The organism is Micromonospora sp. NPDC050980, assembly GCF_040653835.1.
Taxonomy (GTDB): Bacteria; Actinomycetota; Actinomycetes; order Mycobacteriales; family Micromonosporaceae; genus Micromonospora.
On sequence record NZ_JBFAGS010000002.1, the window covers coordinates 496241 to 522478 of the forward strand.

Here is a 26238-nt window from a genome sequence, read left to right on the forward strand (position 1 = left end):
AAGGCGATGTCCGTCGACGACGATGACCGCACCTACCGGGTCGTGGTGAACCACGAGGAGCAGTACTCGATCTGGTTCGCCGACCGCGAGCTGCCGGCCGGCTGGACCGCCACCGGGTTCGAGGGCGCCCGCGCGGACTGCCTCGCCCACATCGACGAGGTGTGGACCGACATGCGTCCGCGGAGCCTGCGCGAGCGGATGGCCGCCGCGCAGGGTTGACCCGTACCGGGGCCGGGGTGTCCACCACGGACCACCCCGGCCCGGGCCGTCCACCGACGGTCCGCCCCTGTCCGATCCCGCTGACAACGAGGCGACGGTGATGAAGGTCTATTCCCATGAGCGTCTGGCGCGGCTCGCCGGCGAGCGTGGCATGCCCGAGGAGTACCTGCACGACCTGCGGGTCGTCTCCTCGGTCCTGCCGTTCAAGGTCAACCAGTACGTCGTGGACGAGCTCATCGACTGGTCCGACGTCCCGGACGACCCCATCTTCCGGCTCACCTTCCCGCACCGGGACATGCTGCCGCTGGACATCTACGACCACCTGTCCGGGCTGCGGCTGGCCGCGGCCGAGCCGGGCGTGATCCGCAAGGCGGCCCGGGACGCCCACGCCCGGCTCAACCCGAACCCGGGCGCCCAACTCGAGGCGAACGTGCCGGTGCACCGGGGACGCCGGCTGCTCGGCCTGCAACACAAGTACGCCGAGACCGTGCTGGTCTTCCCGTCACAGGGGCAGACCTGCCACTCGTACTGCGGCTACTGCTTCCGCTGGGCCCAGTTCGTCGGCAACGCCGAGATCCGGCAGGCGTCCTCCGACGTCTCGGACATGCTGGCCTACCTCGCCGGCAGCCCGGGTGTCACCGACGTCCTGTTCACCGGCGGCGATCCGATGATCATGAGTACCGCGGTGCTGGAGAGGTGGGTGTCGCCCCTGCTGGACCCGGCGTTCGACCGGATCCGCACCATCCGGTTCGGCACCAAGGCACTGTCGTACTGGCCGGCCCGGTTCACCACCGACCCGGACGCCGACGACCTGCTGCGGCTCTTCGAGCGGATCGTGGCCGGTGGCCGGCACGTCGCCGTGATGGCCCACTTCTCCCATCCCCGCGAGCTGGCCACCGCCCAGGTCCGCCGGGCCATCGCCCGGATCCGGGGCACCGGCGCGGTGATCCGGGCCCAGGCGCCGCTGATCGCGCACGTCAACGACCGGGCCGGGGACTGGGCCACGATGTGGCAGCGGCTGGTGGAGTTGGGCGTGGTGCCGTACTACATGTTCGTGGAGCGCGACACCGGCGCCCGCAGCTACTTCAGTGTGCCGCTCACCCGGGCCTGGCAGGTCTACACCGACGCGGTGCGGTCGGTCTCCGGTCTCGCCCGCACCGCGCGCGGCCCGGTCATGTCGGCCGCCCCCGGCAAGGTGCTCGTCGACGGCGTGGTGCGGCTCGGCGGGACCGACCTGTTCAGCCTGCGGATGCTGCAGGCCCGCGACGCCGCGCAGGTGGGCCGGCAGTTCTTCGCCCACCACGACCCGACGGCCGAGTGGTTCGACGACCTGCGCCCCGCCCTCGGCTCCTGGTGGCCGGCATGAGCGCCACCACCGACCCCACCCGGACCGCCTCCGAGCGCCGGGTCAGCCTCTGGCGCAACCGCGACTTCAACCTGCTCTGGGTCAGCCAGTGCCTCTCCGACCTCGGCGCCACCATGTCCAACCTGGCGATGCCGCTGCTCGTGCTCTTCCTCACCGGGTCGGCCGCCCAGGCCGGCCTGGTCGGCAGCGCGGGGCTCGTCACCACGCTGGCCTGCCGGTTGCCGGCCGGCGTGGTGGCCGACCGCTTCTCCCGCCGTACGCTGCTGGTGGCCTGTGACGTTCTGCGGTTGGTGGCCTATCTGGGGCTGTCCGGCGCGGTGCTCGCCGGGGTGGCGAACCTGCCGATGATCCTGGTGGTCACCGTGGTCGGCGCCGCCGCCAACGCGGTCTTCGGCACCGCGGAGCACGCCGCGGTGCGCAACCTCGTCCCGGCCGAGCAACTCGCCACCGCCGTCGCGCGAAACGAGGCCCGCTCCTACGGCACCCAGCTCGCCGGGCCGCCGCTCGGCGGTCTGCTCTACGGGCTCGGCCGGTCCCTGCCGTTCGTCGGCAACGCGCTCACCTACCTGCTCTCCCTGCTGGCGGTGCTGCTCATCCGCCGGCCGATGGAGCAGCCCCGCACCGAGCCGGATCGGCAGTCCGGCGGCGCCGCGGCGGCCGAGGGCGTCCGGTTCGTGCTCGCCAACCCGTTCCTGCGGGCGCTGCTGGTGATCGCGGCGCCGCTGAACATGGCCTTCACCGGGATGATCTTCGCGATCATCGTCTCCCTGCAACGGGCCGGCACCCCCTCGGTCCTGGTCGGTCTGGCCAGCACGATCTTCGGCCTCGGCGGTTTCCTCGGCGCGCTCGCCGCCCCGGCGGTGCAGCGCTGGTTGAAGCTGCCGACCCTGGTGATCGTGCTGTGCTGGGCCACCACCGGGCTGATGGGGACCAGCGCCCTGGTGTCGTCCAGCCTGCTGGCCGCGGTGCCGTTGGCGGCTGCGGTGTTCCTCGCCCCGACCGCGAACGCGGTTCTTTTCGGCTATCAGGCGGCGATCACCCCGGACCGGCTCCAGGGCCGGGTGGTGAGCGTCATCTTCCTGGCCGCCACCTCGGCCGCCGCGCTCGCCCCCGGCCTGGCCGGGTTGCTGCTGGCCCGGTTCCCGGCCGCCGTGACGATGCTGGTCTTCGCCGGCCTGGTCGCGGTCTCGGCGGTCACCGCGACGCTGAGCAGCGGCATCAGGTCGATGAACACCGGGAGCCGACCGGACGGCGGGGTGTGAGTCGGGTTACCTCTCGGGCATCCGGGAATCAGGCCGGCGGGCGGCGGCCTGAACCCCGGTGTGACTGTTACGCCGAAATCCACCTCGACACCGGGTGACCTGATGAGCCGTGGGCAGCGAGCGCGGCTCGTCCTGGTCCTCGGTTCGCTGATCGCGGTGGGGCCCCTGACCATCGACATGTACCTGCCCGCGCTGCCCGCGATCGTCGCGGACTTCGCGACCACCTCGGCGGCGGTCCAGTTGACCCTCACCGGCACGCTCGCCGGGCTCGCCCTCGGCCAGCTGCTGATCGGGCCGCTCTCGGACGCCGTCGGGCGGCGACGCCCGCTGATCGCCGGGCTCGCCCTGCACGTCGCGGCGTCGTCGCTCTGCGTCGTCGCGCCGAACGTCGCCGTGCTCGGCGCGCTGCGGGTGGTGCAGGGCCTCGGCGTCGCCGCCACCGCGGTGGTCGCGATGGCGGTGGTCTGCGACCTGTTCAGCGGCGCGGCGTTCGCCACCCTGCTCTCCCGGCTGCTGCTGGTGATGGGCGCGGCGCCGATCCTCGCCCCGACCCTCGGCGGGGGCGTGCTGCGCTGGACGGACTGGCGCGGGGTGTTCGTCGCCCTGGCCGCCTTCGGCGTGCTGCTCGTCGTGGTCGCCTCGATCGGCCTGCCGGAGACGCTCGGGCCCGAGCGCCGCCGGCGTGGCGGGGTGGTCGCCACCGTCTCGCTGTACGGGTCGTTGTTGCGCGACCGCGTGTTCGTGGGCCTGGTGCTGGTCGCCGGCCTGGCCATGGCGGCGTTGTTCGCGTACGTGGCGGGTTCGTCGTTCGTCCTCCAGCAGCGCTACGGGCTCGACGAGCAGCAGTTCGCGTTGGCGTTCGGGGCCGGCGCGGTGGGCCTCATCGGCGCGACCCAGTACAACGTGCGGCTGCTGCGCCGCTACCCGCCGCAGCGGATCCTCGTCGCCTCGCTGGTCGTGGGGACGCTGGCCGGGCTGGCCCTGCTGGCGTTCGCCGCGACCGACGTCGGTGGCCTGCCCGCCCTGCTGGTGTCGTTGTGGGTGGTGCTGGCGGCGGCCGGCCTGGCGATGCCGAACGCCCCGGCGCTGGCGCTGTCCCGCCACGGTGAGGCGGCCGGCACCGCGTCCGCGCTGCTGGGCGCCGTGCAGTTCGGCGTGGGCGCGGTGGCCGCGCCGCTGGTCGGCGTGCTCGGCACCGGGGCGGTGGCGATGGCCCTGGTGGTGGCCGGTGGCATGGTGGCGGCGCTGGCCGTGCTGCTGGTCGTCGTGCGCCCGGCCCGCCTCGCCGGCCTGGAGCCGGCGCCGGCGGTCGTGGTCGCGCACTGACGGGTCGCCGGAGCCGGGTTCCGGTCCGGGCGGCGGAGCGGGAGAGAGGGCTCTCCGCGTCTTTCTGCTGCGAGCACAGTAGTCAATAGGTGTCGGGCGGGTGGTCCGGCCGGTGCCGGGCGAAGGCGTCCAGCCGGCCCCAGCGGCCGGGCACGTCCAGCAGGGCGACGTGGTCGAACGTCGCCGGCAGCGCCGGGATCGCGGCGAGATGGTCCTCGTGCGGATCGAGGCCGAGCAGGGTGCGCAGCAGCAACAGCGGGGCTCCGCTGGACCAGGCCTGCGGGCTGCCGGCGGTCGGGTAACGGACCGGGTAGCGGGTGGTGCGGCGGTCGAAGCCGCCAAACGCCTCCGGCAGGCGTCCCTCGAAGAAGGCGGCGGCTTCGATGATGCCCTCGGCGATGCGGCAGGCCGCGTCGGTCAGACCGTAGCGCCGCAAGCCCCAGGCGATGAAGGAGTTGTCGAAGGGCCACACGGTTCCGGTGTGGTAGCCCAACGGGTTGTACCGGCTCTGCCCCTCGGCCAGCGTGCGGACGCCCCAGCCGGAGAACAGGGCCGGGCTCATCAGATGCTCGGCCACCCGCGCGGCCCGCTCCGGCGGCACGATCCCGCTCCACAACAGGTGCCCGATGTTGGAGGTCAGGCTGTCCACCGGGGTGCCGTCGGAGTCGAGGGCCACCGCGTACCAGCCGCGCTCCTCCAGCCAGAAGTCGCGGTTGAAGCGCTCGTACAGCTCCGCCGCCTCCCGTTCGAGCCGGTCGGCGAGGTCCGCGTCCCGCCAGATCTCGCGCGCCAGCCGGGCCGCGCGGACCTTCGCGTCGTACGCGTACCCCTGGCTCTCGCACGTCGACCTGGGGAAGCCCGGCAACCGGCCGTCGGCGTAGGAGATGCTGTCCCAGGAGTCCTTCCAGCACTGGTTCTCCAGCCCTGTGTCCACGTTGCGTCGCTGATACGAGAGGTAACCGGCGCCGGTCAGGTCGGCGTGCCGCGCCATCCAGGTCAGGGCCGCGCGGGCCTCCGGTTCGAGTTCCCGGACCAGGGCGGTGTCGCCGCTCCACCGTTCGTACTCGTCGAGCAGCACCACGAACAGCGGGGTGGCGTCGACGGTCCCGTAGTACGGCGAGTGGGGTTGCTCCTCGAACGCCGCGGACTCGCCGTAGCGCAGCTCGTGCAGGATCCGCCCGGGGTCCTCCTCCAGCACGTCGTCGGTCCGGGCGCCCTGCAGCGAGGCGAGGATGCGCAACGTCGGCGGGGTCAGCGCCGGCGTGAACGGGAGGGTCTGGAAGCAGGTGAGCAGGCTGTCGCGGCCGAACAGCGTCATGAACCAGGGCAGGCCGGCGGCGGGCACGGTGGCGCCGCCGAGCGAGAGCGGCGCGAAGCGCAGCGCCGCCAGGTCGACCAGGCTGCGTCGGTACGCCTGCCGCAGGGTGGCGCTGTCGGTGTCCAGGGTCGGCGCCGTGGCCACCCAGGCCCGCAGGCTCTCGGGCAGGATGGCCGGGTCCGACCGCAGGGCGCGGGGCCCGGCCCGCAGGTCGACGCCGTCGGGTCGCCACGATCGCATCTCCGCCCGCAGCTCGACCGACCAGTCGGTGCCGGGCTCCAGCCGGACGGCGAACCGGATCTCGTCGGCGGTGAACGTCGCCGGCTTGTCGGCGGTGATGGCGATCTCGCGGTGGAAGGTGTCGCGGCGGTAGCCCAGCCGCAACTCGTCCCGCGCGACCTCGGTGTAGAGGTCGCCGGTCTTGTCGGCGACGTCGAACTTGATCTCGAAGATGTCGGCGAAGTCGGCCGCCACCTCCAGCCGGACCGCCACCTCGCGCGGTCGCTCGCCGTAGTTGAAGATGGTGATCGACTCGGTCAGGTCGGCGTCGATGCGCCGTCGCCGGATGGCGGACACGTCCGCCTGCACGTAGTCCATCCGACCGCCGGGGACCAGGAAGAACGCCGCCGCGAAGTAGTCGCTGTCGTCCACCGACAGGGCGGTCATCCGCTCGTCGTTCAGGGTGAGCACCCAGCGCGACAGGTAGCGGGTGTCGACGGTGAACAGGCCGACCGGCGCGGCCGTCGAGGACTCGATGTCGCCGGAGCTGTCCGACACGATGAACGTGTTGCCGTCGATGCACGCCACCGTGCCCGGCACGTCCTTCACCGGGCACCGCCATCGGGCCGGCGCGCGCGGGCGCCCGCCTGCGCCCGCGCCGGGAAAAGCCGACCGAGCTGCAGGGCCAGGGCGAGCTCCCCGTCGACCAGGATCTCGCCCCGGTTGATCGCGGCCAGCCCGTTCATCCCGCCCGTCACCATCGCCTCGGCGGTCCGCTCCGAGCAGGTGATGACCGCCGAGGCGGGGCCGCCGTCGCGGCTGACGCGCAGGTGACCCCGGTCGATGTCGATCCGCCACTGCCGCAGGCCGCCGTCGCCGCGGATGTCGATCCGGACGCTGCCGCTGACCTTGCCGAGCCGGGCGTTGTACCCCATCGCCGACAACTTGTCGAAGAAGGCGTCGGTCGACGTCATCTGGCCTCCTCGCACGCGGCTGCCGGAGCGCTCGGCGGGTACCCCCTGGGCCGGCACGCTAACCTGCTCGTCGGGCGACGCCGGTGATCCCGTCGGATAATGGGTCGATGACGAACCCCGATCTCGACCCCGAGGTGTACCCACCGCTCGACCCGCACGAGGACGTGCCGGACGACCCCGGCGAACTCCTCCCGGAGACGCCGGACGAGCTGCCGGAGGCGCCGGTCGAGCCGATGCCCGACGACGGGGACCCCGGGGGCGTGCCCGAACCGGCCTGATGCGTGCCCGGGCCCGTCGGCAACCGTGTGCTCATGTTCGCGATAACATCGAATGATCGCGATGCCCGGGGGTGACCGACCGCCGCGGCGGGGTGGCCGCCGACGGCCGGAGGAGGTCGCATGAGAATCGTCGACGCCCGGGTGATCGTGACCTGTCCCGGCCGCAACTTCGTGACCCTGAAGATCGTCACCGACGAGGGTGTCACCGGCGTCGGCGACGCCACGCTCAACGGCCGGGAACTCGCCGTCGCGTCCTACCTGCGCGACCACGTGGTGCCGCTGCTGCTCGGGCGCGACCCGGCCCGGATCGAGGACACCTGGCAATACCTCTACCAGGGCGCCTACTGGCGGCGGGGGCCGGTCACGATGAGCGCGATCGCCGCCGTGGACACCGCGCTGTGGGACATCAAGGGCAAGGTCGCCGGGCTGCCGGTCTACCAACTGCTCGGCGGTCGGTCCCGTGACGGCGTGACCGTCTACGGCCACGCCAACGGCGAGACCGTCGACGAGGTGCTGACCGAGGTCGCCCGCTTCGTCGACCTCGGCTACCGGGCGGTGCGCGTGCAGTGCGGCGTGCCCGGCCTGCCCCGCACCTACGGCGTCAGCGCCGACAAGATGTTCTACGAGCCCGCCGACGCCGCGCTGCCGACCGGGACGACCTGGTCCACCGAGGCCTACCTGGCCCACGTGCCGACCGTGTTCGCCCGGGTCCGCGACGAGTTCGGCCCCACCTTGCGATTGCTGCACGACGTGCACCACCGGCTCACCCCGATCGAGGCGGCCCGCCTCGGCAAGAGCCTGGAACCGTACGCGCTGACGTGGATGGAGGATCCGGTCCCGGCGGACCTGCCGGAGGGCTTCCGGCTCATCCGCCAGCACACCACCACCCCGGTCGCCGTGGGTGAGGTCTTCAACAGCATCTTCGACGCCGCCCAGCTCATCCGGGAACAGCTCATCGACTACGTCCGGACCACAGTGGTCCACGCCGGCGGGCTCACCCACCTGCGGCGCATCTTCGACCTCGCCGCGCTGCACCACGTCCGCAGCGGCTCGCACGGCGCCACCGACCTGTCCCCGGTCTGCCTGGCCGCCGCGCTGCACCTGGACCTCGCCATCCCGAACTTCGGCCTGCAGGAATACATGCGGCACACCGCGCTGACCGACGAGGTCTTCCCGCACGGCTACCACTTCGCCGACGGCTACCTGCACCCCGCCGAGACACCCGGGCTCGGGGTGGACATCGACGAGGAGGTCGCGGCCCGCCACCCGTACGCGCCGGCCTACCTGCCGGTGAACCGGCTGACCGACGGCACCGTGCACCCCTGGTGAGCGGGGCCCGCGCGGGTCAGTGGATGCGGCGGCCGTGCGCGTCCGGCACGCCGGACTTGCGGAAGAAATAGGTGTTGACCTGGTCCCGCCACTCGACGGCGCTGCGGAACTGCTCGTCGAGGCGCTCGGCCACCCGCTCGTGCACGGCCGGGTCGACCGCGCCGGTGAGCAGCGCCCACCGCTCCCGCATCGCCGCCACCTCCTCGACGCCGGCGAAGTGCGTGTCGTAGATGTGCTGGATCACCGTGCGGCCACTGTGCAGCACGTGCCCGTAGGGCACGTGGTGGAAGAAGAGCAGCAACTCGTCCGGGCACCGCCGCAGCGACTCGTACACCTGCGACCACGGCGCCGGATACTGCCCGGTGAAGCCGGTCCCGCTCGCCCGGGTCCGGTCCACCCCGACCCCGTCCCGGTCGGCGAAATGGTAGGTGCCCCACGGGGTGTACTCGTACCCGTCCACGTCCGGCCCGTAGTGGTGCCCGGGGCGCACCATGAAGCCGACACCCAGCGGCGCGGTGTAGCGCTCGTAGGTGCGCCACGAGTCGTCCATGATCGCGTGCAGGGTCCGCCGGACCAACTCCGGATCGCCTGTGGTGACGGGCAGCCAGGTCAGGCCGATCCACTCGTCGAGGATCGCGCCGGGCTCCAGCCGCGGGTCCCAGGCGAGGCGGCCGAAGGCGTACAGGTTCGCCTGGGCCAGCGGGTGCCCGGTCCAGTACGGGTCGTCGCCCACGTTGGACACGGCGACCAGGCCGCCGCCGCTCTCCCCGCCGATCACGTCGGCGATCGTCTGGCCGGCCGCGCCCCACGGCGCGAACCGGAGCACCTCACTCCACCACGGGCCGAGGTGGCAGACGTGTCGTTGCTGACCGGTGTATTCCTGCGTCACCTGCACCTCCATCGCCAGCCGGGTGCTCGGCATGGCGGCCAGCACCGGCGACACCGGCTCCCGCGGCTGGAAGTCCACCGGCCCGTACTTCACCTGCAGGATCACGTTGTCGGCGAAGCGCCCGTCGAGCGGCGCGAAGTGGTCGTGGGCGGCGCGGGCCCGGTCGGTGGACCGGTCCCGCCAGTCCTGCCGGTGGTCGTAGACGAACGCCCGCCAGCGCACCACGCCCCCGTGTGGGGCGAGCGCCCGGGCGAGCAGGTTCGCGCCGTCGGCGTGGTCGCGCCCGTACGCGAACGGGCCGGGCCGGCCCTCCGAGTCCGCCTTCACCAGATAGCCGCCGAAGTCGGGGATCCGCTGGTAGACGCGCCGGGTGGCCTCGGCCCACCAGGCGTCCACCCGGCCGTCCGCCGGGTCCGCCGTGGGCAGGCCGCCGAGCACCATCGGGGCGGCGAAGGTCACCGAGAGATGCACCCGGATGCCGTACGGGCGGAGCACGTCGGCGACCTCGGCCACCTCGTCGAGCCGGTCGGTCAGCAGCCGCGCCTCGGTGTCGTGCACGTTGACGTTGTTCACCGTGATCGCGTTGACGCCGCAGGCGGCGAGCAGGCGGGCGTAGTCCCGCAGCCGGGCCGGCTCGCGCCGCGCGGCGCCGTCCCGCCAGAAGAGCGAACCGCCGGCGTACCCGCGCTCGACCTGGCCGGACACCGGATGCACGGCCACGTTGTCCCAGTGGTCGAGCACCCGCCGGGCCAGCGCCGGCCGGTGCCGCTGCGCCGGCAGGTCGCCGTCGAAGGCCGTAGCGCCCAGCCGGACCACGTGGAACAACCCGTACAACAGGCCGGCCGGCGCGTCGGCCAGCACCACCGTCACGCCGTCCACCCGGGCCAGCAGGAACCCCTCCGCACCGAGCGACCCGTCGCCCGCGCCGTTCACGACCGGCGTCGCGTCGAGGCGGACCTTCTCCGCCGCCGCGTTCGGGATCGGACCGGCGGTGCGCGACGCGAGCACCAGGTCGGCGTCGACGTCCCAGGTCGGGCAGTGCCACACCCGCCCGCCGTGACCGGCGCAGGCCCGCGTCACCTCCGCCACGACGGTGTCGACGAGCGCGCCGTCACCGTGCACCAGCACGTCCCGGCTGCCGAGGGCCCGGAACGCCGCCGACGGCAGCCAGGCCGCGTGCCAGGCCGTCGCGGGCGCGCCGGAGGCCGCGCGGCCGGTGACCGGAACGCCCATCGGGTGCTGGCTGGGCATGCGCTCACGGCCCTCGCTTCGCTCGGTGCGTTCGCTCATGCGGTGAACTCCGCTCGGATGCTGTCGATCATCGGGTCGCCGATCCGCAGCAGCGCCAGCACCAGGAGCGAGGCCAGCAGGGCGAGCACCGCCTCGGAGAAGACCGCGGTGACCCCGGCGGTGGCGGCCAGCAGCACCGCGTTGCCGGCCGTGACGCCGGGCCGGCGTACCAGGAAGTACACGGCCAGCCGCAGCGCGTCGCGGGTGCGGAAGGTGAACAGCGAGACGATCACCAGGGCGTTGACCCCGGCGAGGAGCACCCCGGCCCCGACCACGAGCAGCGGGACCGCCCACCAGCCGGGGACGCCCGCGGCGGTCAGGTGGGCCAGGTTCACCGCGATGACGGTGAGCCACAGCAGCGTCGGCGCCCAGACGCGCAGCACACCCGTCAGGTTGGTCCGGTAGGCCCGGCGGAACGCGGCGGCGGGTCGTAGCTCGGTCAGGTCGGGGCGCTGGTGGCGCAGGGTGTGCAGCGCGGCCGACACCGCCGGCCCGAGCGGCAGCAGCGCGACCGCGACCAGCGGAAGGTTGCTGCTGTCGCGGTCGAGCAGCACGAGCGCCGCCAGGCCCGGCAGGACGCTGAGCAGGAGCAGCAGCTCGACCACGAGCAGGGTGTGCACCGCCGCGGCGGCCCGCGACAACGGTCCGTCGCCGAACTCGCGCCGGCCGCTCACTGTCGCGACCCGGCCGGGTCCGGCGGCGCCGGGTCGAGCAGCCGATCGTCCCACCACGGCGGGGTCTCGTCCACCACCGGGGTCAGCTCGACGACGGTCACCTCGTGCCGGCCGAGCGTGAGGTCGACGTCGGCCCGCCCGGCCGAGACCGGCAGGGCCCGGTGCGTACGGGCCGGTTCGGCCGCCTCCCGCAACGCGTCGAGCTGGCGGGGGCGGGGCGACTGCGGGCTGCCCAGCTCCCGCCAGGCCGCCCAGGCGTTGCCGGCGTCCTCGCTCACCGACCGGCGGAGCAGGAACGCCGAAAAGGTGCCCGGCCGGCCGATCGGGACGGACAGCGCCACGGTGTGCCGGTCGGGCGCCGGGTTCCGTCCGGTGACGTCCACCGGGGCCCAGGCCAGCACCGCGACCCGGCCGTCGGGGTGGCGGGTGACGAGGTGGTCGGGTCCGCGGGCGAGCACCTCGTCGCCGAGCCGGGCCATGAACGCGTACAGGTGGTAGGTGGGTTTCTTGACCTGCCGGTGGGTGAGCAGGCCGAAGCCGCCGTGCAGCAGCGACGTGGGCACCCCCTGCTCCTCGAAGACGTCGCTGAACGTCCAGTAGGAGAACGAGTCGACCAGGTCCCCGCCGGCGGCCAGCACCGGCGCGAGGTAGGCGGCGTGGAAGGCGGTGTCGTGGATCGGGTTGTCCGGCCGGTAGGAGGAGTTGAACTCGGTGATGTGCACCGGGCGGTCAGCCAGCGCGGTGCCGGCCAGGTGCCGGCGGGGCGCGGCGAACTGGTCCAGCAGCTCGGTGGCCGGGGCCAGGGTCTGCCGGGTGCCGAACGGCACGTGCCGGGCCGGGCCGGAGGTGTAGGCGTGCCGGCTGACGAAGTCGACAGGCACGCCCCGGTCGGTGACGAACTCGGCGAACGGCGCCAGCCACTCGTCCGCGCCGGGCGAGATGGCCGGCCCGCCGACCTGGAGCGACCCGTCCACGTCCTTCACCGCGTGCGCCGACACCTCGTACAGGCGGTGGTAGGCGGCCTGGTCGGCGTGCGGCCAGAACTCGGTCAGGTTGGGTTCGTTCCACACCTCGATCGGCCAGCCGCGCACCTCGTCGAGGCCGTACCGGTCGACCAGGTGGGCCACCGTGGCCCGGACCAGGTCGCCCCACTCGGTGAGCGAGGCGGGCGGGGTGACGTTGCCCCGCCACCAGAACACCGTCTGGTCGCCGGAGGCGAGCGTCGAGGGCATGAAACCCAGCTCCACGAACGGCCGGACGCCCACCTCGAGGTAGGCGTCGACGACCTGGTCGACGTACGTGAAGGCGTGCCGGACCCGACGTTCGCCCCGGTGCCGGTAGGGGCGGTGCACGCCGACGCCGTCGCTGAGCAGCCCGTGCCCGCGGATGTGCCGGAAGCCGATGTCCCGCTGCACCAGCGCCAGCGAGTCCTGGTAGTCGCGCCGCAGGGCCAGGTCGAACCGGCCGGTGCCGACGCAGGTGCGCCAGGCGTCGGTCAGCCGGCCGACGGGTCGCTCGGGTACGGTGCCGCGCATCGCGGTCAGCCGTGGTCCTTGCGGTACCGCTCGTGCGCCTTGTTGACCACGTCGGTGTAGGCCTGCGCGTTCTTGGCCTTCAGCTCCGAGACGTAGGCGTCCCACTCGCGCAGCGGTCGCTGGCCGAGGGCGAACTTCAGCGTGTTCTGGGTGACGTGGTCCTTCAGCGCGGTCGCCCACAGCGTGGTCTGCTCGCGCTCGGAGTCGCTCAGCGGCGCGGGTGGCGGGGTGACCCACGGCGCGGGCTTGCGGGCGTTCATCTCCTTCTGGAACTCCAGTTCCTCGGGGGAGAAGAACGACTGCACCAGGTCGAGCCGCCCGCCGTAGGCGAAGACGCCGTTGTAGAAGCCGAAGTCCTTCTGGAGGTGCTTGGTGCCCTTCGGGTTGAGCCCGATGACGTTCACGTCGGGGGCGAGGGTGCGCTTGCCCGCGGCGTCCTTGGTGTACGTGGTCCCCTCGACGCCCCACTTGGCGAACTCCTGGCCGGTGTCGGAATACCAGAGCCAGTCGATGAACTGCATCATGGCGACGAAGTTCTTGCCCTCGCGGGCCTTGCTGGAGATCATCACGCCGTTCTCCAGCCGGCTCGCCGGGTTCACCGGGCCGGCCGGTCCGATCGGGAAGAGGATCTTCCCGAACCGGGCGTTCGGGTTGATCTTCGCGATGTCCGGGCGGTAGTCGTTCACCAGGGTCTGCGCGTTCGTGCTGATCACGAACGACTTGCCGCTGGCGAGCTTCTGCCGGGCCTGGTCGTCGGTCTGGGTGAACGTCTCCGGGTCGAGCAGCCCTTCGGCGACGAGCTTGTGCAGATACTCCACCACCTGCCGGTAGCCGTCGGAGGCGCCGGTGAAGACGTACTTCCCGGCGCCGGAGTCCCAACTCGTCGGCTGGTAGTTCCAGCCGGCGCCGGGCAGGCCGTGCGCGAGGGCCAGCATGTTCAGCAGGTTGCCGGCCGGGTTGGGCTTGCCGAAGCGGTCGGAGAAGGGATAGAGGTCCGGGTGGGCCGCCTTCATCGCCTTGAGCATGTCGTACACCCCGTCCCAGGTGGTCGGGGACGGGATCTTCAGTTGGTCCAGCACGTCGGTGCGGACCGCGAGCGTGTAGTCCTGCCAGGGCTTCTCGTGCAGGCCGGGCAGCAGGTAGAACTTGCCGTCCTCCTGCCGGAGCGTGTCCATCTCCGGCTGGAGGCTCCACTTCTCCAGCTTCTCCTTGAAGTGCGGCATCAGGTCGAGGTAGTCGCTGACCGGCAGGATCGCGCCGGAGGAGACGTACGAACTCTCCTGCGGGTGGTAGGTCTTCGGAATGATCAGCGGGGCGTCGCCGGAGCCGACCAGCACGCTGCGCTTCTGCTCGTAGTCGCTGAGCGGCACGGCCACCGGGTCCAGCTTGACATTGGTGCGCCCGGCCAGCTCGGTCCAGAACAACCACTCCGGCTTCAGCGGATAGTTCGGGTGGTTGTTGTAGAGGATCGAGAACGTGACCGGCTCGGTGGCCTTGAACTGGTCGCCGACGCCGTACTTCTCCATCGCGCCCGCGCGGTTGCGGTCGAGATCCTTCTTGTCGGGCGTGTCGTCGCCGCAGCCGGCCAGGGAGAGGACGGCGGCCGCGCCGGTGGCGAACAGCACCTGGCGCCGGGACAGCTGGACCATGGTGTTCCCTTCGGTGGTGGGTGGGGTCGCGTGCGCGGCTATCCCTTCACGGCGCCGAGCATGATTCCGGAGACGAAGTAGCGCTGGATGAAGGGATAGACCGCGAGGATCGGCAGGACCGTCAGCACGATGGTCACCGACTGGATCGTGGCGGCGGACTGCACGACGTCGTTGGCGCTGCCGAGGCCGCCGCCGGTCTGCGTGGCGTCGGTCGCGCCCGCGAGGAGGTTGCGCAGGTAGACGGTCACCGGGAGCAGGTCCTGGCGATCCATGTAGAGGAAGGCGGCGAACCAGGAGTTCCAGAACGAGACGGCGTAGAAGAGCACCAACGTGGCGACCATCGCCTTCGACAGCGGCAGCACGATCCGCAGCAGGGTGCCGTACGTGTCCAGCCCGTCGACCGCGGCGGCCTCCTCCAGTTCGACCGGCAGGCTCTCGAAGAACGCCTTGATGACCAGCAGGTTGAACACGTTGATGGCGTTGGGCAGGGCGATCGCCCATACCGTGTTCTTCAGCCCCAGACCGGTGACCAGGACGTAGTTGGGGATCAGGCCGCCGGTGAAGAACATGGTGAACACGGCGATGCCGACCAGCGCGGTCCGGCCCCGCAGGTGCCGCTTCGACAACACGTACGCGTAGCAGGTGGTCAGCACGACGGAGATGAGCGTGGCGACCACTGTGTAGACGACGGTGTTGCGGTAGCTGACCCAGAACGTCGGATCCGACGTCACCACCCGGTAGGCGGTGAGGTTGAACCCGCGGGGGACGAGGTTGACCTCGCCCGCGACGATGTACGCGTTGTCGCTGAGCGAGCGCGCCACGATGGTGAGGAACGGGTACAACGTCACCACCACGACGGCGGTCAGGACGACGGCGTTGACCGCCTGGAAGACGCGGTAGCCCCGGCTGGGCCGGGGGCCGCGCGGCCGGATCGCCCGTCCCCGTGCACGGGCGTCCGCGCTCACCACAGGCTCGTCCCCACCGTGCGCCGGGAGATCGCGTTCGCCGAGAGCACCAGGGTCAGCCCGATCACGGCCTCGAACAGGCCGATCGCGGCGGCGTAGCTGAGGTTCCCGGAGACGATGCCCACCCGGTAGAGGTAGGTCGAGATCACGTCCGCGGTGGGATAGGTGAGCGGGTTGTAGAGCAGCAGGATCTTCTCGAAACCGACCGCCATGAAGGTGCCGATATTGAGGATCAGCAGCGTCATCATGGTCGGCCGGATCCCGGGCAGCGTCACGTGCCAGGTCTGCCGCCACCGGTTGGCGCCGTCGATCCGGGCCGCCTCGTAGAGGTCACCGTCGATAGTGGTGAGCGCGGCGAGGTAGAGGATGGTGCCCCAGCCGACGGTCTGCCAGACCTCCGAGGAGACGTAGATCGTCCGGAACCAGCCGGCCTGCTGCAGGAACGGGATTTCCTCGGCGCCGACGGCGCCGAGGAGCTGGTTCACCGTGCCGTCCGCCGACAGCAACTGCATGACCATGGCGGCGACGATCACGATGGACAGGAAGTGCGGCAGGTAGGACACCGACTGGACGAAGCGTTTGAGGACACGGCTGCGAACCTCGTTGAGCAGCAACGCGAGCACGATCGGCAGCGGGAAGCAGAACAGCAGCGTGAGCGCGCCCAGCACGAGCGTGTTGGTGAACACGTTCCAGAACGTGGGGTCGGTGAAGAACAGCCGGAAGTATCGGAGCCCGGTCCAGTACTCGCCGAAGATGCTGCCGCCCGGCTGGAAGCGCCGGAACGCGATCACGTTGCCGAGCATCGGCAGGTAACGGAACGTCAGGAAGAACAGCAGGGGCAGGACGGCCAGCGAGTAGAGCTGCCAGTCCCGGCGCAGGGCCCGCCGCCAGGGGCGGCGTGCGCGCGTACCGGCCGGCTTCGTCCCGGTCGACGTGCCGGGCCCCGCATCCGACGGCGGCCGGACGGTTTCGGACAACACCGCACCCTCCTGTCCGGAGCGCGCGACCGAAAACTTCCGGTAATGCCCCGTAAGCTTTGCGGAAATTTATGTGTATCGTTCTCGTCGTGTCAAGGGCATCGACCGACATCTCCGTCGAACAGCTCCGTCGGTATGCGCCGACGGTCGACGAACCGGCCGACTTCGACCGGTTCTGGCACGCCACCCTCGCCGCCGCCACGGTTGCACCGGTGCTTGTCGACGTCCGGCCGGAGCCCACCGACCTGCGGCTGGTCGAGGTGTCCGAGGTGACGTACGCCGGCTTCGACGGCGAGCCGGTGCGGGCCTGGTGCACCCGTCCCGCGGGCGTGTCCACGCCCCTGCCGGCGGTGGTGGAGTACGCCGGCTACGGCCGCGGCCGGGGCCTGCCGGGGGAGCGGCTGACCTGGCCGGTGGCCGGATACGCGCACCTGCTGGTGGACAACCGGGGCCAGTCCGGGCTGTTCGGCTGCGGCGACACCCCGGACCCGCACGACGCGCCGGGCGGTCCGAGCCCCGCCACCCGTGGCATCCTGGCCCCGGGCACCTACCACTACCGCCGGCTGATCACCGACGCGGTGCGCGCCGTGGACGCCGTCCGCGCGCTGCCCGGGGTCGACGCCAACCGGGTCGTCGCGACGGGCAACAGCCAGGGCGGTGGACTCGCGCTCGCGGTGGCCGGCCTCGTCGACGGCCTGGCCGCGCTGCTGGTCACCGCGCCGTTCCTGTGCGACGTCCAGCGCGGCATCGAACTCACCGAGGCGTCCCCGTACGGCGAGATCGCCCGCTACCTGGCGGTGCACCGCGAGGCGGAGGAGGCGGTCCGGCGCACCCTGTCCTACGTCGACGGGGTCACCTTCGCCCGCCGGGCCACCGCCCCGGCGCACTTCGGGATCGGCCTGCGCGACGACGTCTGCCCGCCGAGCACCGGCTTCGCGGCCTACAACCAGTACGGCGCCGCCGCCGGCCGGCCCGCCGCCCCGGAGCGGGAGATGCACACCTATCCCTTCAACGGCCACGAGGGCGGCGAGGCCGTGCACGTGCGGCGGCAACTGCGCTGGCTCACCACCAAGCTCGGGCCTCGCGGCTGACCGCGAATCCCGGCGCACGCCCGGTCGGCGGCCTGTCGCACCGGCCGGCGGTGTCGGTAGGGTCGGGCGCGTGGATCCGGCCGACACCGCCGCGCGCCTCGGGGTGCCCGCCGAGGAGGTCGACCGCGTGCGCCGGCTCGCCGGTGACCGGCCGTCGGCCCCGCTGCCCGGCCGGGCCGGCGCACCCGCGCTCCTCGACCGGCTCGCGGTCCGGCCGGCCGACGCCGCCGAGATCATGGCGGGCTGGCCCGACCCGGACTCCGCGCTGTGGACCCCGGAGCTGCGCTGGCTGCTCGACCGCTCGATCGCGCTGGTCCGCGCCGACCTCGGCGGCCACGACTGGCTGCCGCCCGGCCCGGCGCTGCCCCGCGGGCGCGGCCCCGCCTGGCGGCACCTCTACGTCTACGCTTACCTGGCCCTGGTCGACGTGGTGCGGGAATACCACAGCGACCACGGCATCGGTGACGCCGTGTCCTGGACGACGCTCGCCGACCTGGGCCGCAACCTCGCGGTCGACCGGCGGATGGCCGGTTCGGGCTGGCCGGTCATGCAGAGCTGGCTGACGCTGCACGCCCGCGGCGGCATCTACGAGCTGGGTCGGTTGCAGCACCAGCGCGGCGAGACCATCGGCCTGCACGTCCCCGAGTCGGGGCCGCTGACCCCGGCGGCGGTCGACGCCTCGCTCGACGCGGCCCGGGTGTTCTTCCCGCGCCACTTCCCCGACGAGCACCACACCGAGTTCTCCTGCGGCTCCTGGCTGCTCGACCCGCAACTGCGGGAACACCTGCCCGAGGATGCCAACATCGTCCGGTTCCAACGCCGGTTCACGCTGGAGCCCCACGCGGAGCCGGAAGGGATCGACGCCGACGTCGAGGTGCGGCGCTTCGTGTTCCGCGACCTGAGCACACCGCTGGACCGGTTGCCCCGCGACACCGCGCTCCGGCGCGCCGTCGTCGACCACCTGGCGGCCGGCCGCCACTGGCACTGGCGCGTCGGCCGCTTCCCCGTCTAGGTCCGGTGCCGGCGGTGGTGCACGATCAGCGCCGCCGCGCGGACGATGGCCGGCGAGGCGGTGCCGGAGCGCCCACCTCGGCGCGGCGCGGCGGATCGGCGCCCGGCCGGGCGCAGGTTAGCGCCGCGACCCGGGTGGCGTGCCCGAGCGCGGCGCGCAGCCGCTCGGTGTCCAGCGCCCCCACCGTGCCCGGACCGGCGGCGCCCGTCTCGACCAGCGCGTCGAGCAGGCCGGCGGTGAACGCGTCGCCGGCCCCGACGGTGTCCACCACGGCCACCGGCTCGGCCGGGCAGGTCACTTCGAGACCGCCGCCGTTTCGGGCGTACGCGCCGGCGGCGCCCCGGGTCACCACGACCAGATCCACCCCGTGGCGGCCCAGCGCCGCGGCGGCCTCGTCGACAGGTAGGCCGGGGAAGAGCCAGCCCAGGTCCTCGTCGCTGGCCTTCACCAGGTGGGCGTGGCGGGCCAGGGCGAGCAGGCGGTCTCGGGCGGCGTCCGGATCGGTGAGCATCGCCGGCCGCACGTTCGGGTCGAGGCTGACCAGCACCCGCCCCCGCGCGTGGGTGCGGGCCAGCAGGTCGGCGACGGTGTCCGCGCCCGGTGGCAGCAGGGCCGCCAGTGAGCCGGTGTGCAGCACCTCGGTGCCGGCCGGCAGTGTCGCCAGTTCCTCCCGGCGCCAGTGCCAGTCGGCGGTGCCGTCGAGGTAGAAGTCGTAACCAGCGGCCCCGTCGGCGTCCAGCGAGACGATGGCCAGCGTCGCCGGTCGGTCGTCGGCGACGGAGTGGCTCAGGTCGACGCCGTTGGCGTCGGCGTGGGCGCGCAGCCGGCGGCCCAACGCGGTACGGGAGAAACGGGCCAGCATGGCAGTGGGCCGGCCGAGCCGGGCCAGCCCGACCGCGACGTTCAGTGGGCTGCCGCCGGGATGGGCGGCGAACAGATCGCCCCCGCCGGACGGGGCGAGGTCCACCACGGCCTCGCCGAGCACGGTGAGCACGGCTCAGGCTCCGGTGGCGGGAGCGACGGCGCGGCGTCCGTGCACCGAGTAGGGAGTGCCCGGTTCGGCATCACCGAGCCGGACGGTGCCGTCCGGGTCGACCCACAGCGGGATCGGGTCGCTCAGCTCGCCGACGAATCGTCCCCGCTCGTCGTGGTTGAGGAAGGCCAGCAACTGCCAGCGTCCGTCGCGGTCGCGGACCAGGCGCCCGCTGTAGAGGCTGTCGTCGGTCAGGCGCTGCGCCTTCGTGGCGTCGAACGGGCCCAGCAGCGACTCGCCGGGCACCGCCCAGACGCCGCTGGGTCGGGCGTCGCGGCTCCGTTCGGCGAGTTGGTCATGCAGGCAGGAGAAGATCAGCAGCGGCCGGCCGTCGACCACCTCCACCTGGGGTACCTCCAGGTGGCCGAAGCCGCTGCCCGCCGCGGTCACCGGCGGCTGGGCGGTCCAGTGCACCAGATCGTGCGAGCGGGCGTGCGCGATGACACCCCGGTCGTCGACCGGGCCGGCGTTGGCGCGCGCGGTGATCAGCATGTGCCAACCGTCGCCGTCCGGGTCGGCGAACACCCACGGGTCGCGCCACGCCTCATCCGGCCAGGTGGAGTCGCCGAGCCGCTCGTACCAGCGCCCGGCGGCGGTGAGCACCGGCGACGCCGGGTGCCGCTCCCAGGTGACCAGGTCGTCGGAGCTGGCCAGCCCGATCCGCTGCACCAGCGCGTCTTCGGCGCTGCCGGCGCCGGTGTAGAACATGTGCCAGCGTCCGTTCGGGTCGCGCAGCACCGAGCCGGTCCAGGTGGCGACGTCGTCGAACGCCGGCCGGTCCGCCGGTACCAGCGCGTCGGCGAGCTGGGTCCAGTCGCGTAGGTCGGGGGAGACCGCGTGGCCGACGCTGGCCCGGAAGTGTCGCCGGTCCGGGTCGCCCAACGCTCGGGAGGCGCGCAGGAAGAAGAGGTGATGGGTGTCGCCGTCACGAGCGAACCAGAAGTCCCAGATCCAGGCGTCGGGAAGTCGGAGCACGGGAGGGTCCTTTGCCGTCGGCCGCCGGTGCGGCGGCGGGTGCGTCGCGCCGCGGGGCGGCGCCGGGGATGTGGCGACGCCCCCGGGATGCGGGGCCGCCGTGCGTCGGGCCGCCACGCGAGGCGCGGCGGGTGGTCGGGGCCGCCGTCCGGCGGCTCGGGGGACGGTCAGTGCGGGACGGCGGCGACCGATTCGCGGCGGACCAGCGGGCAGGGCATGACGACCGGCCCGGCGGCCCGCCGACGGGTGCCCTTGGGCTGGTCGAGCAGCTCCACCATGGTGGTCACCGCCCAGGAGCCCATCTCGTAGTGCGGCAGCGCGACGGTGGTGAGGCCCGGGTGCAGCCCTTCGGCGATCAGCTCCTGGTTGTCGAAGCCGACCACCGACAGGTCGCTGGGGACGCGCAGCCCCAGCTCGCCGGCCGCCCGGTAGGCCCCCATCGCCATCCGGTCGTTGAAGCAGAACAGAGCGGTAGGCCGGTCCGGGCGGTCGAGGAGCGCCCGGGCGGCCCGGTGGCCGCCGTGCGTGTCGGAGATCTCGGCGAGCACCAGTTCCGGCCGGAACGGCACCCCCGCCTCCCGAAGCGCGTCCCGGTAGCCCTCGAGGCGGCCGTGCGTGGCGGGGATGTCGTCGACGTTGGTGACGAAGCCGATCCGACGGTGCCCGTGCGCGAGCAACTCCCGGACGGCCGCCTCGCCGCCGCCGCGCTCGTCCGGCACCACCGACGGGTACGTCCCGTCGGCGTCCGCGGCGTCGAGCAGCACCACCGGCATCGGCCGTAACTCGTCGGGCACCCGCACGACCTGGTGGTACATGGTCGCGTAGAGCACGCCGTCGACCCGGTGCCGGGCCAGCGCCTGGATCTCCCGCCGCTCCACCTGCGGGTCGCGCCCGGTGGTGAGCAGCATGAGCAGCCAGCCGCGCGCCGAGGCGGTCTCCTGCGCCCCGAGGATCATCCGTCCCGCGTATGGGGTGGTGGCGATCTCGTCACCGAGCAGCCCGAGCGTCTGCGAGCGCTGGAGCCGCAGGCCCCGGGCCAGACCGTTCGCCGCGTAACCGAGCCGGCGGGCGGCCGTCTCGACGCGTTCGCGGGTCTCCGAGCTGACCCGGGTGCCGGACTTGTTGTTCAGCACGTGGGACACGGTGGTCACCGACACGCCTGCCGCCGCGGCGACGTCCCGGATGCTCGCCTTCTGTCCCATCAGCTCACCATCGCAGTGCTCGTGAGGTTGAACGTCCGGTGTGGACGGCCGCTCAACGGTATCGGACCGCTCACTCGTCCCACAGGCCGTGTTCGGGCCAGCGGCGGGGCAGCCGCTCGTCGACCGGCGGCAGCTCCGGCAGCGGCTTGTGCGGGTGGTGCTGATACCAGTAGGCCACCGAGGAGAAGTCGTTGCCCTGGTCGTTGGCGTGGCCGTGCTCGATGGTCACCTTGATCGACTTCGAGAAGCGCACCGGGTCCTCGATGTGGAACCGGTACATGCTCCACAGCCCGAAGTGCTCCTGCGGGCTGCTGGCCAGGCTGATGCCGTGGTAAGGCCCGGCGTACGCACCGCTGGGGAAACCCCAGGCCGCGTTGAAGTAGTCCTCGGTGCCGGTGCCGTGCATCGACGGCGGCCACTGCTCCCCATCGATGAAGATCATGTCGTCGCCCTCGCCCGGCCAGGTGTACGGCTGGTTGGAGGCGTTGTGGTTGTCGATGCTGAGCACGCAGCCGACGTAGTGGCCGGCGCCGCCCTCGGCGTCCAGGATGACGTAGTTGTCCTCGCCGGTGAGGTTGACCCCGGGCAGGTCCCAGGGGGCCGGCACCTCGCCCGGGGCGAGCCCGTTCGGCACCGGCACGCAGGGCTTCTCCTGCCGGTAGTGGGCGTGGAAGTAGGCCACGTCGTCCGGCTTCGCCTCGTCGGTCAGGTCGTAGTCGACGTAGTAGAACAGGTTCTCGATCGCCTGGTCCGACTCGTTGCGGATGACGATTTTCGCGGAGCTGCCGAACGGCATCGGGAAGTAGGAGTTCATCGCGGCGGCGAACGGGCCCTTGGGGCCGCGGCGTGGGCCGAACACCATGCTCAGCGGCAACGAGACGTAGTGGGTGCAGGTGGCGTGACCGACCCCGAAGAAGTCGCCGAGCGGGCTGCGGACGCTCGGGTTCTCCTCGCCGTCCCAGTACATCTCGATGACCAGCTTGCGCAGGTACTTCTCGGAGTAGCAGCGGGTGGTCAGCCAGATGTGGCCGATGACGCCGGTGCCGGTGATGTCGGCCAGCACGTGCGTCCCGCCAGGCGGGACGACCGCGAAGTCCCGGTTGCCGCCGGTGCGGTCCCAGCTCGACTCGCGCCGGGAGCGGCCGGCCTTGACCCGGGTGAGTCCCGCGAGCGGGCTGGTGGGTCGCCAGAACGACATGGTGTTCCTTTCGGGTTGTGCGGGGCAGTGGCGGTCAGCCCTTGACGGCGCCGAGGCTGAGCCCGGCGACGATCCGACGCTGCAGCAGCAGCGTCAGCACGACCGCGGGTACGGAGTAGAGCGTGGCCAGCGCCGTCATCGGACCCCAGTCGAGGCCGAACTGGCTCTGGAAGTTGGCGATGGCGATCGGGGTGGTCTGGGCGCGTACCGAGGTGAGCAGCAGCGCGAAGAGGAACTCGTTCCAGGAGGCGAGGAACGCGAAGATCGCGGTGACCGCCACGCCGCCGGAGACGACCGGCAGGATGACCCGCAGCAGCGCGCCGAACCGGCCGCAGCCGTCGACCAGCGCGGCCTCCTCGATCTCCCGGGGCACCCCCTCGAAGAAGCTGGCGAGCAGCCAGATCGACAGCGGCAGCGCCACCGTGGTCTGGGCCAGGGCGAGGCCGGTGGGCGTGTCGGTGAGCCCCAGCGCGCCGAGGATGGTGACCAGCGGGATGCCGATCGCCACCGCCGGCGCCATCCGGACCAGCAGCGAGCCGGCCATCAGCATTCGGCCGGCGCGGCTGCGGTAGCGGGTGATGCCCCAGGCCGCCGGGATCGCCAGGGCCATCGACAGCACGGTGGCGACGATCGCCGTGCTGACGCTGTTGACGAACGAGGCGGTGACTCCGGGTCGGTCCAGTGCGGTGAGGTAGTTGTCGAGGCTGAACCGCCGCGGCAGCACGGTCGGCGGCACCGCGACCGCGTCCGTGGCCGGCTTGAACGAGGTCAGCACCAGGTAGACGAAGGGGAAGGCGTAGGCCGCGACGACCGCGACGGCGACGGCCCAGAGCAGTCCGGTACGGAGGCGGGCGAGCCGCGCGTGGGTCATCAGGACTCCCGTCCGGGCCGCCAGATGGTCAGCACCGCGACCATCGCGACCAGCATCATGACGATCATGAACACGGTGCTGGTGGCGGCGGCCGTGCCCGGGTCGTTGTAGCTGACCATGGTCTTGTAGATGGTCAGGCTCAACGTCTCGGAGGCGGACTGCGGGCCACCGTCGGTCTGGATCAGGATCACGTCGAAGGCCCGGGCGGCGTCGACGCCCCGGATGATCAGCGCCACCGCGATCACCGGCCGCAGCAGCGGCAGCGTCACGCTGACCAGCAGTCGCAGTCCACGGGCGCCGTCGAGCCGGGCGGCCTCGTACAGGTCCGGGGGAATGGCCTGCAGGCCGGCGTAGAGCACCAGTGTCATGAACGAGGTGGTGAGCCAGACGTCGGGCAGCGCGACCGAGAAGAGCACCAGGTCCGGGTCGCTGAGCCAGGAGACGTCGCCCGGGTTGTCCAGCACTCCGATCCGGGCGAGCAACTCGTTGACGATGCCGACGTTGTCGATCATCAGGAACCGCCAGAGCAGGCCGGCGACCACCGGCGCGATCATCAGCGGGTAGAGGAAGACGGTCTGCAGGATCCGCGAACGCGGCCCGAGCCGGTGGAACAGCAGCGCCACCGCGAGGCCGAGCGCCAGCTCGGCGGTGACCACGATGAGCGTGTACGCGAGCGTCCGGCCGGCCGCCGCCCGGATGCCCGGGTCGGTCAACGCGGTCAGGTAGTTGTCCAGCCCGGCGAAGCGCCGCCCGTCACCGAGCCCCGACCCGGTGTACAGGCTGTCCACGGCGAGTTTGACCAGCGGCCACCCGACCAGCGCGAGCAGCACCACCGCGGCCGGCGCGGCCAGCAGGGCCGCGTACCGGGCGTCGGAGAGCCCTCGGCGGACACGCCGCGGACTCTGCGTCGGCGCGTCCGGTACGGTCCGCGGCGGTGCCGCCTGCGCTGTCGGGCTCACTTGACGATGCCCTCGATCTGGGTACGAGCAGCCCTGAGCAGCGCGGCGTAGTCCGCGTCGGGCGTGAGCGCCTTCTGGATGGTGGGCACCAGGACGCCGTCCACTATCCGCTGCCAGTGCGGGCTGGCCGGGCGCGGTCGGGTGGCGCTCGCGTTCAGCGTGGCCAGCAGCGGGCCGAACGACTCGTAGCCGGGCTTCGTGGCGTACTGTTGGTAGGCGGACTTGCGGGCGGCCAGGCCCAGCGTGGTCTCCACGCTCAGCGCGTTGTTGTCGTAGGCGGCCTTGATGAACTGCTTGGCCAGGTCGGCCTTGGCGCCGCCCTTCGGCGCGGACAGATACCACGGGCCGTGGATGCCCGCGACGCCGGCGGTGCCGCCGACCATCGGCGCGGCGCCGACCTTGCCGGCGACCTTCGCGTCGGCCGGAATCTGCCGGTACGCGTGTGCCCAGAACCGGGTCATCGCGGTCTGACCCTGATTGAACAGGTTCTGCGCCGCGTTCCAGTCGGTCTGCGCGGCTCCGGCGGGGGCGACCTTGTGCTTGTTGTTGAGGTCGGCGTAGAACGTCAGCGCGGCGAGGTGCTGGGCGTTGTCGACGATGACGCCGCCGTCGTCGTCGAGCACCACGCCCGGCGAGCCCGCCTGCAGGACGTGGGCGAGCCACTCGGTCTCCACCGCGCCCTTGACGTCGGTGCCGTACAGCTTCTGCTCGGGCCGGGTGAAGAAGACGGCGGTGTCGGTGAACTGCTGCCAGGTGGTGGGCGGGGCGAGCGGGTAGCCGTACTTCCGCTCGAATGCGGCCTTCTCCTTGGGGTCGTCGAAGAGGTCCTTGCGGTAGAACAGGATCTCGCTGTTGGTCCACACCGGCATGCCGATGAAGTGCCCGTCCGCCTGGGCCTCCTGAACCAGCGCGGGGAACAGGTCGGCCTTGACCGCGTCGGTGAAGAGCTCGTCGAGCGGGGCGAGCTTGCCGGCGAGCAGCGGGATCCAGACCGCGTCGACGGCGCACACGTCGAATGACGGGCGGTTGCCGGACAGCTCACTGCTGAGCCTGTTGAACAGCCCTTCGTAGGGCAGTTCGACAAGTGTCACGGTCACGCCGGTGGCCTGCTTGAACCTGTCCACGATTGGTTGCAGCTCGGTCTTGCCGCCGCCCTCGCAGGCGAGGGTGAGGGTCTTGTCGTCGCCCGAGCCGCCGCCGGTGCCTCCGGCGCCACAGCCGGCGGTGCCGAGCAGGGCGGCGGCTCCGGCGCCTGCGGTCAGGCCGAGAAATCCGCGACGGCGCCAGCCGCCGGCCGTGGTGTGGAGGTCGGGAAGGGCCATGTCTGCTCCGTTCAGGGGTCGCCGGGCGCGTGGGGGCGCGCGTTGGGCGCGTGGTGGTGGACGCTGGTGGTTTGTCGGGCGGTGCGCCAAAACCTTTTGGCAAAAGCTTTTGGCAGAGCCTAGGAGTGCATCGCGTGACGGTCAAGTGCCAGCTCGGTGACTGAGGTGACCATCGATGGCCGGCAGCGCGCCTCGTCCCGGAGCGGGTCGGCGATAGGATCACGGCCACCCCGTCGACGACCGTCACCCCGCCGGAGCCCCACTGTCCGCGCCGCCGACCACCCGCCTCGCCCGGCGTGCCCGCC

At 72.3% G+C, this 26238-nt stretch carries 23 protein-coding genes; 8 read left to right on the top strand and 15 right to left on the bottom strand.

From position 1 onward, the window contains the following. The first annotated feature begins 6 nt into the window (after positions 1-6). From AB0H28_RS05965 to AB0H28_RS05980, 4 genes are all read left to right on the top strand, one after another. A complete protein-coding gene (locus AB0H28_RS05965; RefSeq protein WP_358034870.1) occupies positions 7-219 on the top strand; it encodes an MbtH family protein in 213 nt (70 codons plus the stop codon). Positions 220-319: 100 nt separating this feature from the next. Next, positions 320-1585, top strand: coding sequence for a lysine 2,3-aminomutase (locus tag AB0H28_RS05970; protein ID WP_358034874.1), 1266 nt, complete (start codon positions 320-322; stop codon positions 1583-1585). Then, the gene (locus tag AB0H28_RS05975) at positions 1582-2847 is read left to right on the top strand and encodes an MFS transporter (RefSeq protein ID WP_358034877.1); all 1266 of its coding nucleotides are present in this window, start codon (positions 1582-1584) and stop codon (positions 2845-2847) included. Before AB0H28_RS05970 ends, AB0H28_RS05975 begins: the two co-directional genes overlap by 4 nt. Before the next feature lie 102 nt (positions 2848-2949). Further along, on the top strand, positions 2950-4173 hold the full coding sequence (locus AB0H28_RS05980; protein ID WP_358034880.1) for a multidrug effflux MFS transporter: 1224 nt from the start codon (positions 2950-2952) through the stop codon (positions 4171-4173). A gap of 82 nt (positions 4174-4255) precedes the next feature. On the opposite strand, the gene AB0H28_RS05985 is transcribed toward AB0H28_RS05980, so the two are convergent. Both AB0H28_RS05985 and AB0H28_RS05990 read right to left on the bottom strand, forming a co-directional pair. Continuing rightward, positions 4256-6310 (bottom strand): glycogen debranching N-terminal domain-containing protein, encoded by a 2055-nt coding sequence (locus AB0H28_RS05985; RefSeq protein ID WP_358035165.1) that lies wholly within the window; start codon positions 6308-6310, stop codon positions 4256-4258. A 5-nt stretch (positions 6311-6315) separates the two neighbouring features. Next, complete coding sequence (locus tag AB0H28_RS05990) at positions 6316-6684, bottom strand: SCP2 sterol-binding domain-containing protein (RefSeq protein WP_358034883.1); 369 nt, start codon at positions 6682-6684, stop codon at positions 6316-6318. Positions 6685-6791: 107 nt separating this feature from the next. Here AB0H28_RS05990 and AB0H28_RS05995 point away from each other — a divergent pair, with 107 nt between their 5' ends. Next, entirely contained in the window at positions 6792-6962 is a 171-nt protein-coding gene (locus AB0H28_RS05995) for a hypothetical protein (protein ID WP_358034886.1), read from the top strand. Positions 6963-7082: 120 nt separating this feature from the next. Then, complete coding sequence (gene manD / locus AB0H28_RS06000) at positions 7083-8291, top strand: D-mannonate dehydratase ManD (RefSeq protein WP_358034890.1); 1209 nt, start codon at positions 7083-7085, stop codon at positions 8289-8291. A 16-nt stretch (positions 8292-8307) separates the two neighbouring features. Here manD and AB0H28_RS06005 read toward each other — a convergent pair whose 3' ends face one another. Genes AB0H28_RS06005 through AB0H28_RS06030 form a run of 6 tightly spaced genes read right to left on the bottom strand, consistent with a single transcriptional unit; the run spans position 8308 to position 16273 of the window. Next, positions 8308-10470: an alpha-glucuronidase gene (locus tag AB0H28_RS06005; RefSeq protein ID WP_358034894.1), complete on the bottom strand. Its 2163-nt coding sequence runs from the start codon at positions 10468-10470 to the stop codon at positions 8308-8310. After that, positions 10467-11144, bottom strand: coding sequence for a hypothetical protein (locus tag AB0H28_RS06010; protein ID WP_358034897.1), 678 nt, complete (start codon positions 11142-11144; stop codon positions 10467-10469). The genes AB0H28_RS06005 and AB0H28_RS06010 overlap by 4 nt, the downstream gene beginning before the upstream one ends. Next, a complete protein-coding gene (locus AB0H28_RS06015) occupies positions 11141-12679 on the bottom strand; it encodes a xylan 1,4-beta-xylosidase (protein WP_358034901.1) in 1539 nt (512 codons plus the stop codon). Before AB0H28_RS06015 ends, AB0H28_RS06010 begins: the two co-directional genes overlap by 4 nt. Before the next feature lie 5 nt (positions 12680-12684). Continuing rightward, on the bottom strand, positions 12685-14328 hold the full coding sequence (locus AB0H28_RS06020) for an extracellular solute-binding protein (protein WP_358034905.1): 1644 nt from the start codon (positions 14326-14328) through the stop codon (positions 12685-12687). Positions 14329-14366: 38 nt separating this feature from the next. Next, a complete protein-coding gene (locus tag AB0H28_RS06025) occupies positions 14367-15293 on the bottom strand; it encodes a carbohydrate ABC transporter permease (protein ID WP_358034908.1) in 927 nt (308 codons plus the stop codon). Further along, on the bottom strand, positions 15290-16273 hold the full coding sequence (locus AB0H28_RS06030; protein WP_358034910.1) for an ABC transporter permease subunit: 984 nt from the start codon (positions 16271-16273) through the stop codon (positions 15290-15292). Before AB0H28_RS06030 ends, AB0H28_RS06025 begins: the two co-directional genes overlap by 4 nt. A 68-nt stretch (positions 16274-16341) precedes the next feature. On the opposite strand from AB0H28_RS06030, the gene AB0H28_RS06035 reads away from it, so the two are divergent. Beyond that, on the top strand, positions 16342-17361 hold the full coding sequence (locus tag AB0H28_RS06035) for an acetylxylan esterase (RefSeq protein WP_358034917.1): 1020 nt from the start codon (positions 16342-16344) through the stop codon (positions 17359-17361). A gap of 70 nt (positions 17362-17431) precedes the next feature. Next, the gene (locus tag AB0H28_RS06040; protein WP_358034920.1) at positions 17432-18373 is read left to right on the top strand and encodes an acyltransferase domain-containing protein; all 942 of its coding nucleotides are present in this window, start codon (positions 17432-17434) and stop codon (positions 18371-18373) included. A gap of 25 nt (positions 18374-18398) precedes the next feature. On the opposite strand, the gene AB0H28_RS06045 is transcribed toward AB0H28_RS06040, so the two are convergent. The 7 genes from AB0H28_RS06045 to AB0H28_RS06075 all read right to left on the bottom strand — a co-directional run bounded on the left by AB0H28_RS06045 (position 18399) and on the right by AB0H28_RS06075 (position 25933). Then, a complete protein-coding gene (locus AB0H28_RS06045; RefSeq protein ID WP_358034923.1) occupies positions 18399-19367 on the bottom strand; it encodes a carbohydrate kinase in 969 nt (322 codons plus the stop codon). A gap of 3 nt (positions 19368-19370) precedes the next feature. Next, positions 19371-20381, bottom strand: a complete 1011-nt coding sequence (locus AB0H28_RS06050) for a glycosyl hydrolase family 32 (protein ID WP_358034926.1) — start codon at positions 20379-20381, stop codon at positions 19371-19373. 167 nt (positions 20382-20548) lie between these two features. Beyond that, positions 20549-21583, bottom strand: coding sequence for a LacI family DNA-binding transcriptional regulator (locus AB0H28_RS06055; protein WP_358034929.1), 1035 nt, complete (start codon positions 21581-21583; stop codon positions 20549-20551). A gap of 70 nt (positions 21584-21653) precedes the next feature. Then, on the bottom strand, positions 21654-22781 hold the full coding sequence (locus tag AB0H28_RS06060; RefSeq protein WP_358034931.1) for a glycoside hydrolase family 172 protein: 1128 nt from the start codon (positions 22779-22781) through the stop codon (positions 21654-21656). Positions 22782-22815: 34 nt separating this feature from the next. Then, the gene (locus AB0H28_RS06065) at positions 22816-23652 is read right to left on the bottom strand and encodes a carbohydrate ABC transporter permease (protein WP_358034933.1); all 837 of its coding nucleotides are present in this window, start codon (positions 23650-23652) and stop codon (positions 22816-22818) included. Further along, positions 23652-24611: a sugar ABC transporter permease gene (locus tag AB0H28_RS06070; protein WP_358034936.1), complete on the bottom strand. Its 960-nt coding sequence runs from the start codon at positions 24609-24611 to the stop codon at positions 23652-23654. The genes AB0H28_RS06065 and AB0H28_RS06070 overlap by 1 nt, the downstream gene beginning before the upstream one ends. Continuing rightward, on the bottom strand, positions 24608-25933 hold the full coding sequence (locus tag AB0H28_RS06075; RefSeq protein ID WP_358034939.1) for a sugar ABC transporter substrate-binding protein: 1326 nt from the start codon (positions 25931-25933) through the stop codon (positions 24608-24610). The genes AB0H28_RS06070 and AB0H28_RS06075 overlap by 4 nt, the downstream gene beginning before the upstream one ends. Positions 25934-26238 lie beyond the last annotated feature (305 nt).

What these genes read in the sequence shown, in the direction of transcription:
- AB0H28_RS05965 (WP_358034870.1), top strand. Translation starts at nt 7, where the DNA reads ATGTCCGTCGACGACGATGACCGCACCTACCGGGTCGTGGTGAACCAC.
- AB0H28_RS05970 (WP_358034874.1), top strand. Translation starts at nt 320, where the DNA reads ATGAAGGTCTATTCCCATGAGCGTCTGGCGCGGCTCGCCGGCGAGCGT.
- AB0H28_RS05975 (WP_358034877.1), top strand. Translation starts at nt 1,582, where the DNA reads ATGAGCGCCACCACCGACCCCACCCGGACCGCCTCCGAGCGCCGGGTC.
- AB0H28_RS05980 (WP_358034880.1), top strand. Translation starts at nt 2,950, where the DNA reads ATGAGCCGTGGGCAGCGAGCGCGGCTCGTCCTGGTCCTCGGTTCGCTG.
- AB0H28_RS05990 (WP_358034883.1), bottom strand. Translation starts at nt 6,684, where the DNA reads ATGACGTCGACCGACGCCTTCTTCGACAAGTTGTCGGCGATGGGGTAC.
- AB0H28_RS05995 (WP_358034886.1), top strand. Translation starts at nt 6,792, where the DNA reads ATGACGAACCCCGATCTCGACCCCGAGGTGTACCCACCGCTCGACCCG.
- manD (WP_358034890.1), top strand. Translation starts at nt 7,083, where the DNA reads ATGAGAATCGTCGACGCCCGGGTGATCGTGACCTGTCCCGGCCGCAAC.
- AB0H28_RS06005 (WP_358034894.1), bottom strand. Translation starts at nt 10,470, where the DNA reads ATGAGCGAACGCACCGAGCGAAGCGAGGGCCGTGAGCGCATGCCCAGC.
- AB0H28_RS06015 (WP_358034901.1), bottom strand. Translation starts at nt 12,679, where the DNA reads ATGCGCGGCACCGTACCCGAGCGACCCGTCGGCCGGCTGACCGACGCC.
- AB0H28_RS06020 (WP_358034905.1), bottom strand. Translation starts at nt 14,328, where the DNA reads ATGGTCCAGCTGTCCCGGCGCCAGGTGCTGTTCGCCACCGGCGCGGCC.
- AB0H28_RS06035 (WP_358034917.1), top strand. Translation starts at nt 16,342, where the DNA reads ATGTGTATCGTTCTCGTCGTGTCAAGGGCATCGACCGACATCTCCGTC.
- AB0H28_RS06055 (WP_358034929.1), bottom strand. Translation starts at nt 21,583, where the DNA reads ATGGGACAGAAGGCGAGCATCCGGGACGTCGCCGCGGCGGCAGGCGTG.
- AB0H28_RS06060 (WP_358034931.1), bottom strand. Translation starts at nt 22,781, where the DNA reads ATGTCGTTCTGGCGACCCACCAGCCCGCTCGCGGGACTCACCCGGGTC.
- AB0H28_RS06065 (WP_358034933.1), bottom strand. Translation starts at nt 23,652, where the DNA reads ATGACCCACGCGCGGCTCGCCCGCCTCCGTACCGGACTGCTCTGGGCC.
- AB0H28_RS06075 (WP_358034939.1), bottom strand. Translation starts at nt 25,933, where the DNA reads ATGGCCCTTCCCGACCTCCACACCACGGCCGGCGGCTGGCGCCGTCGC.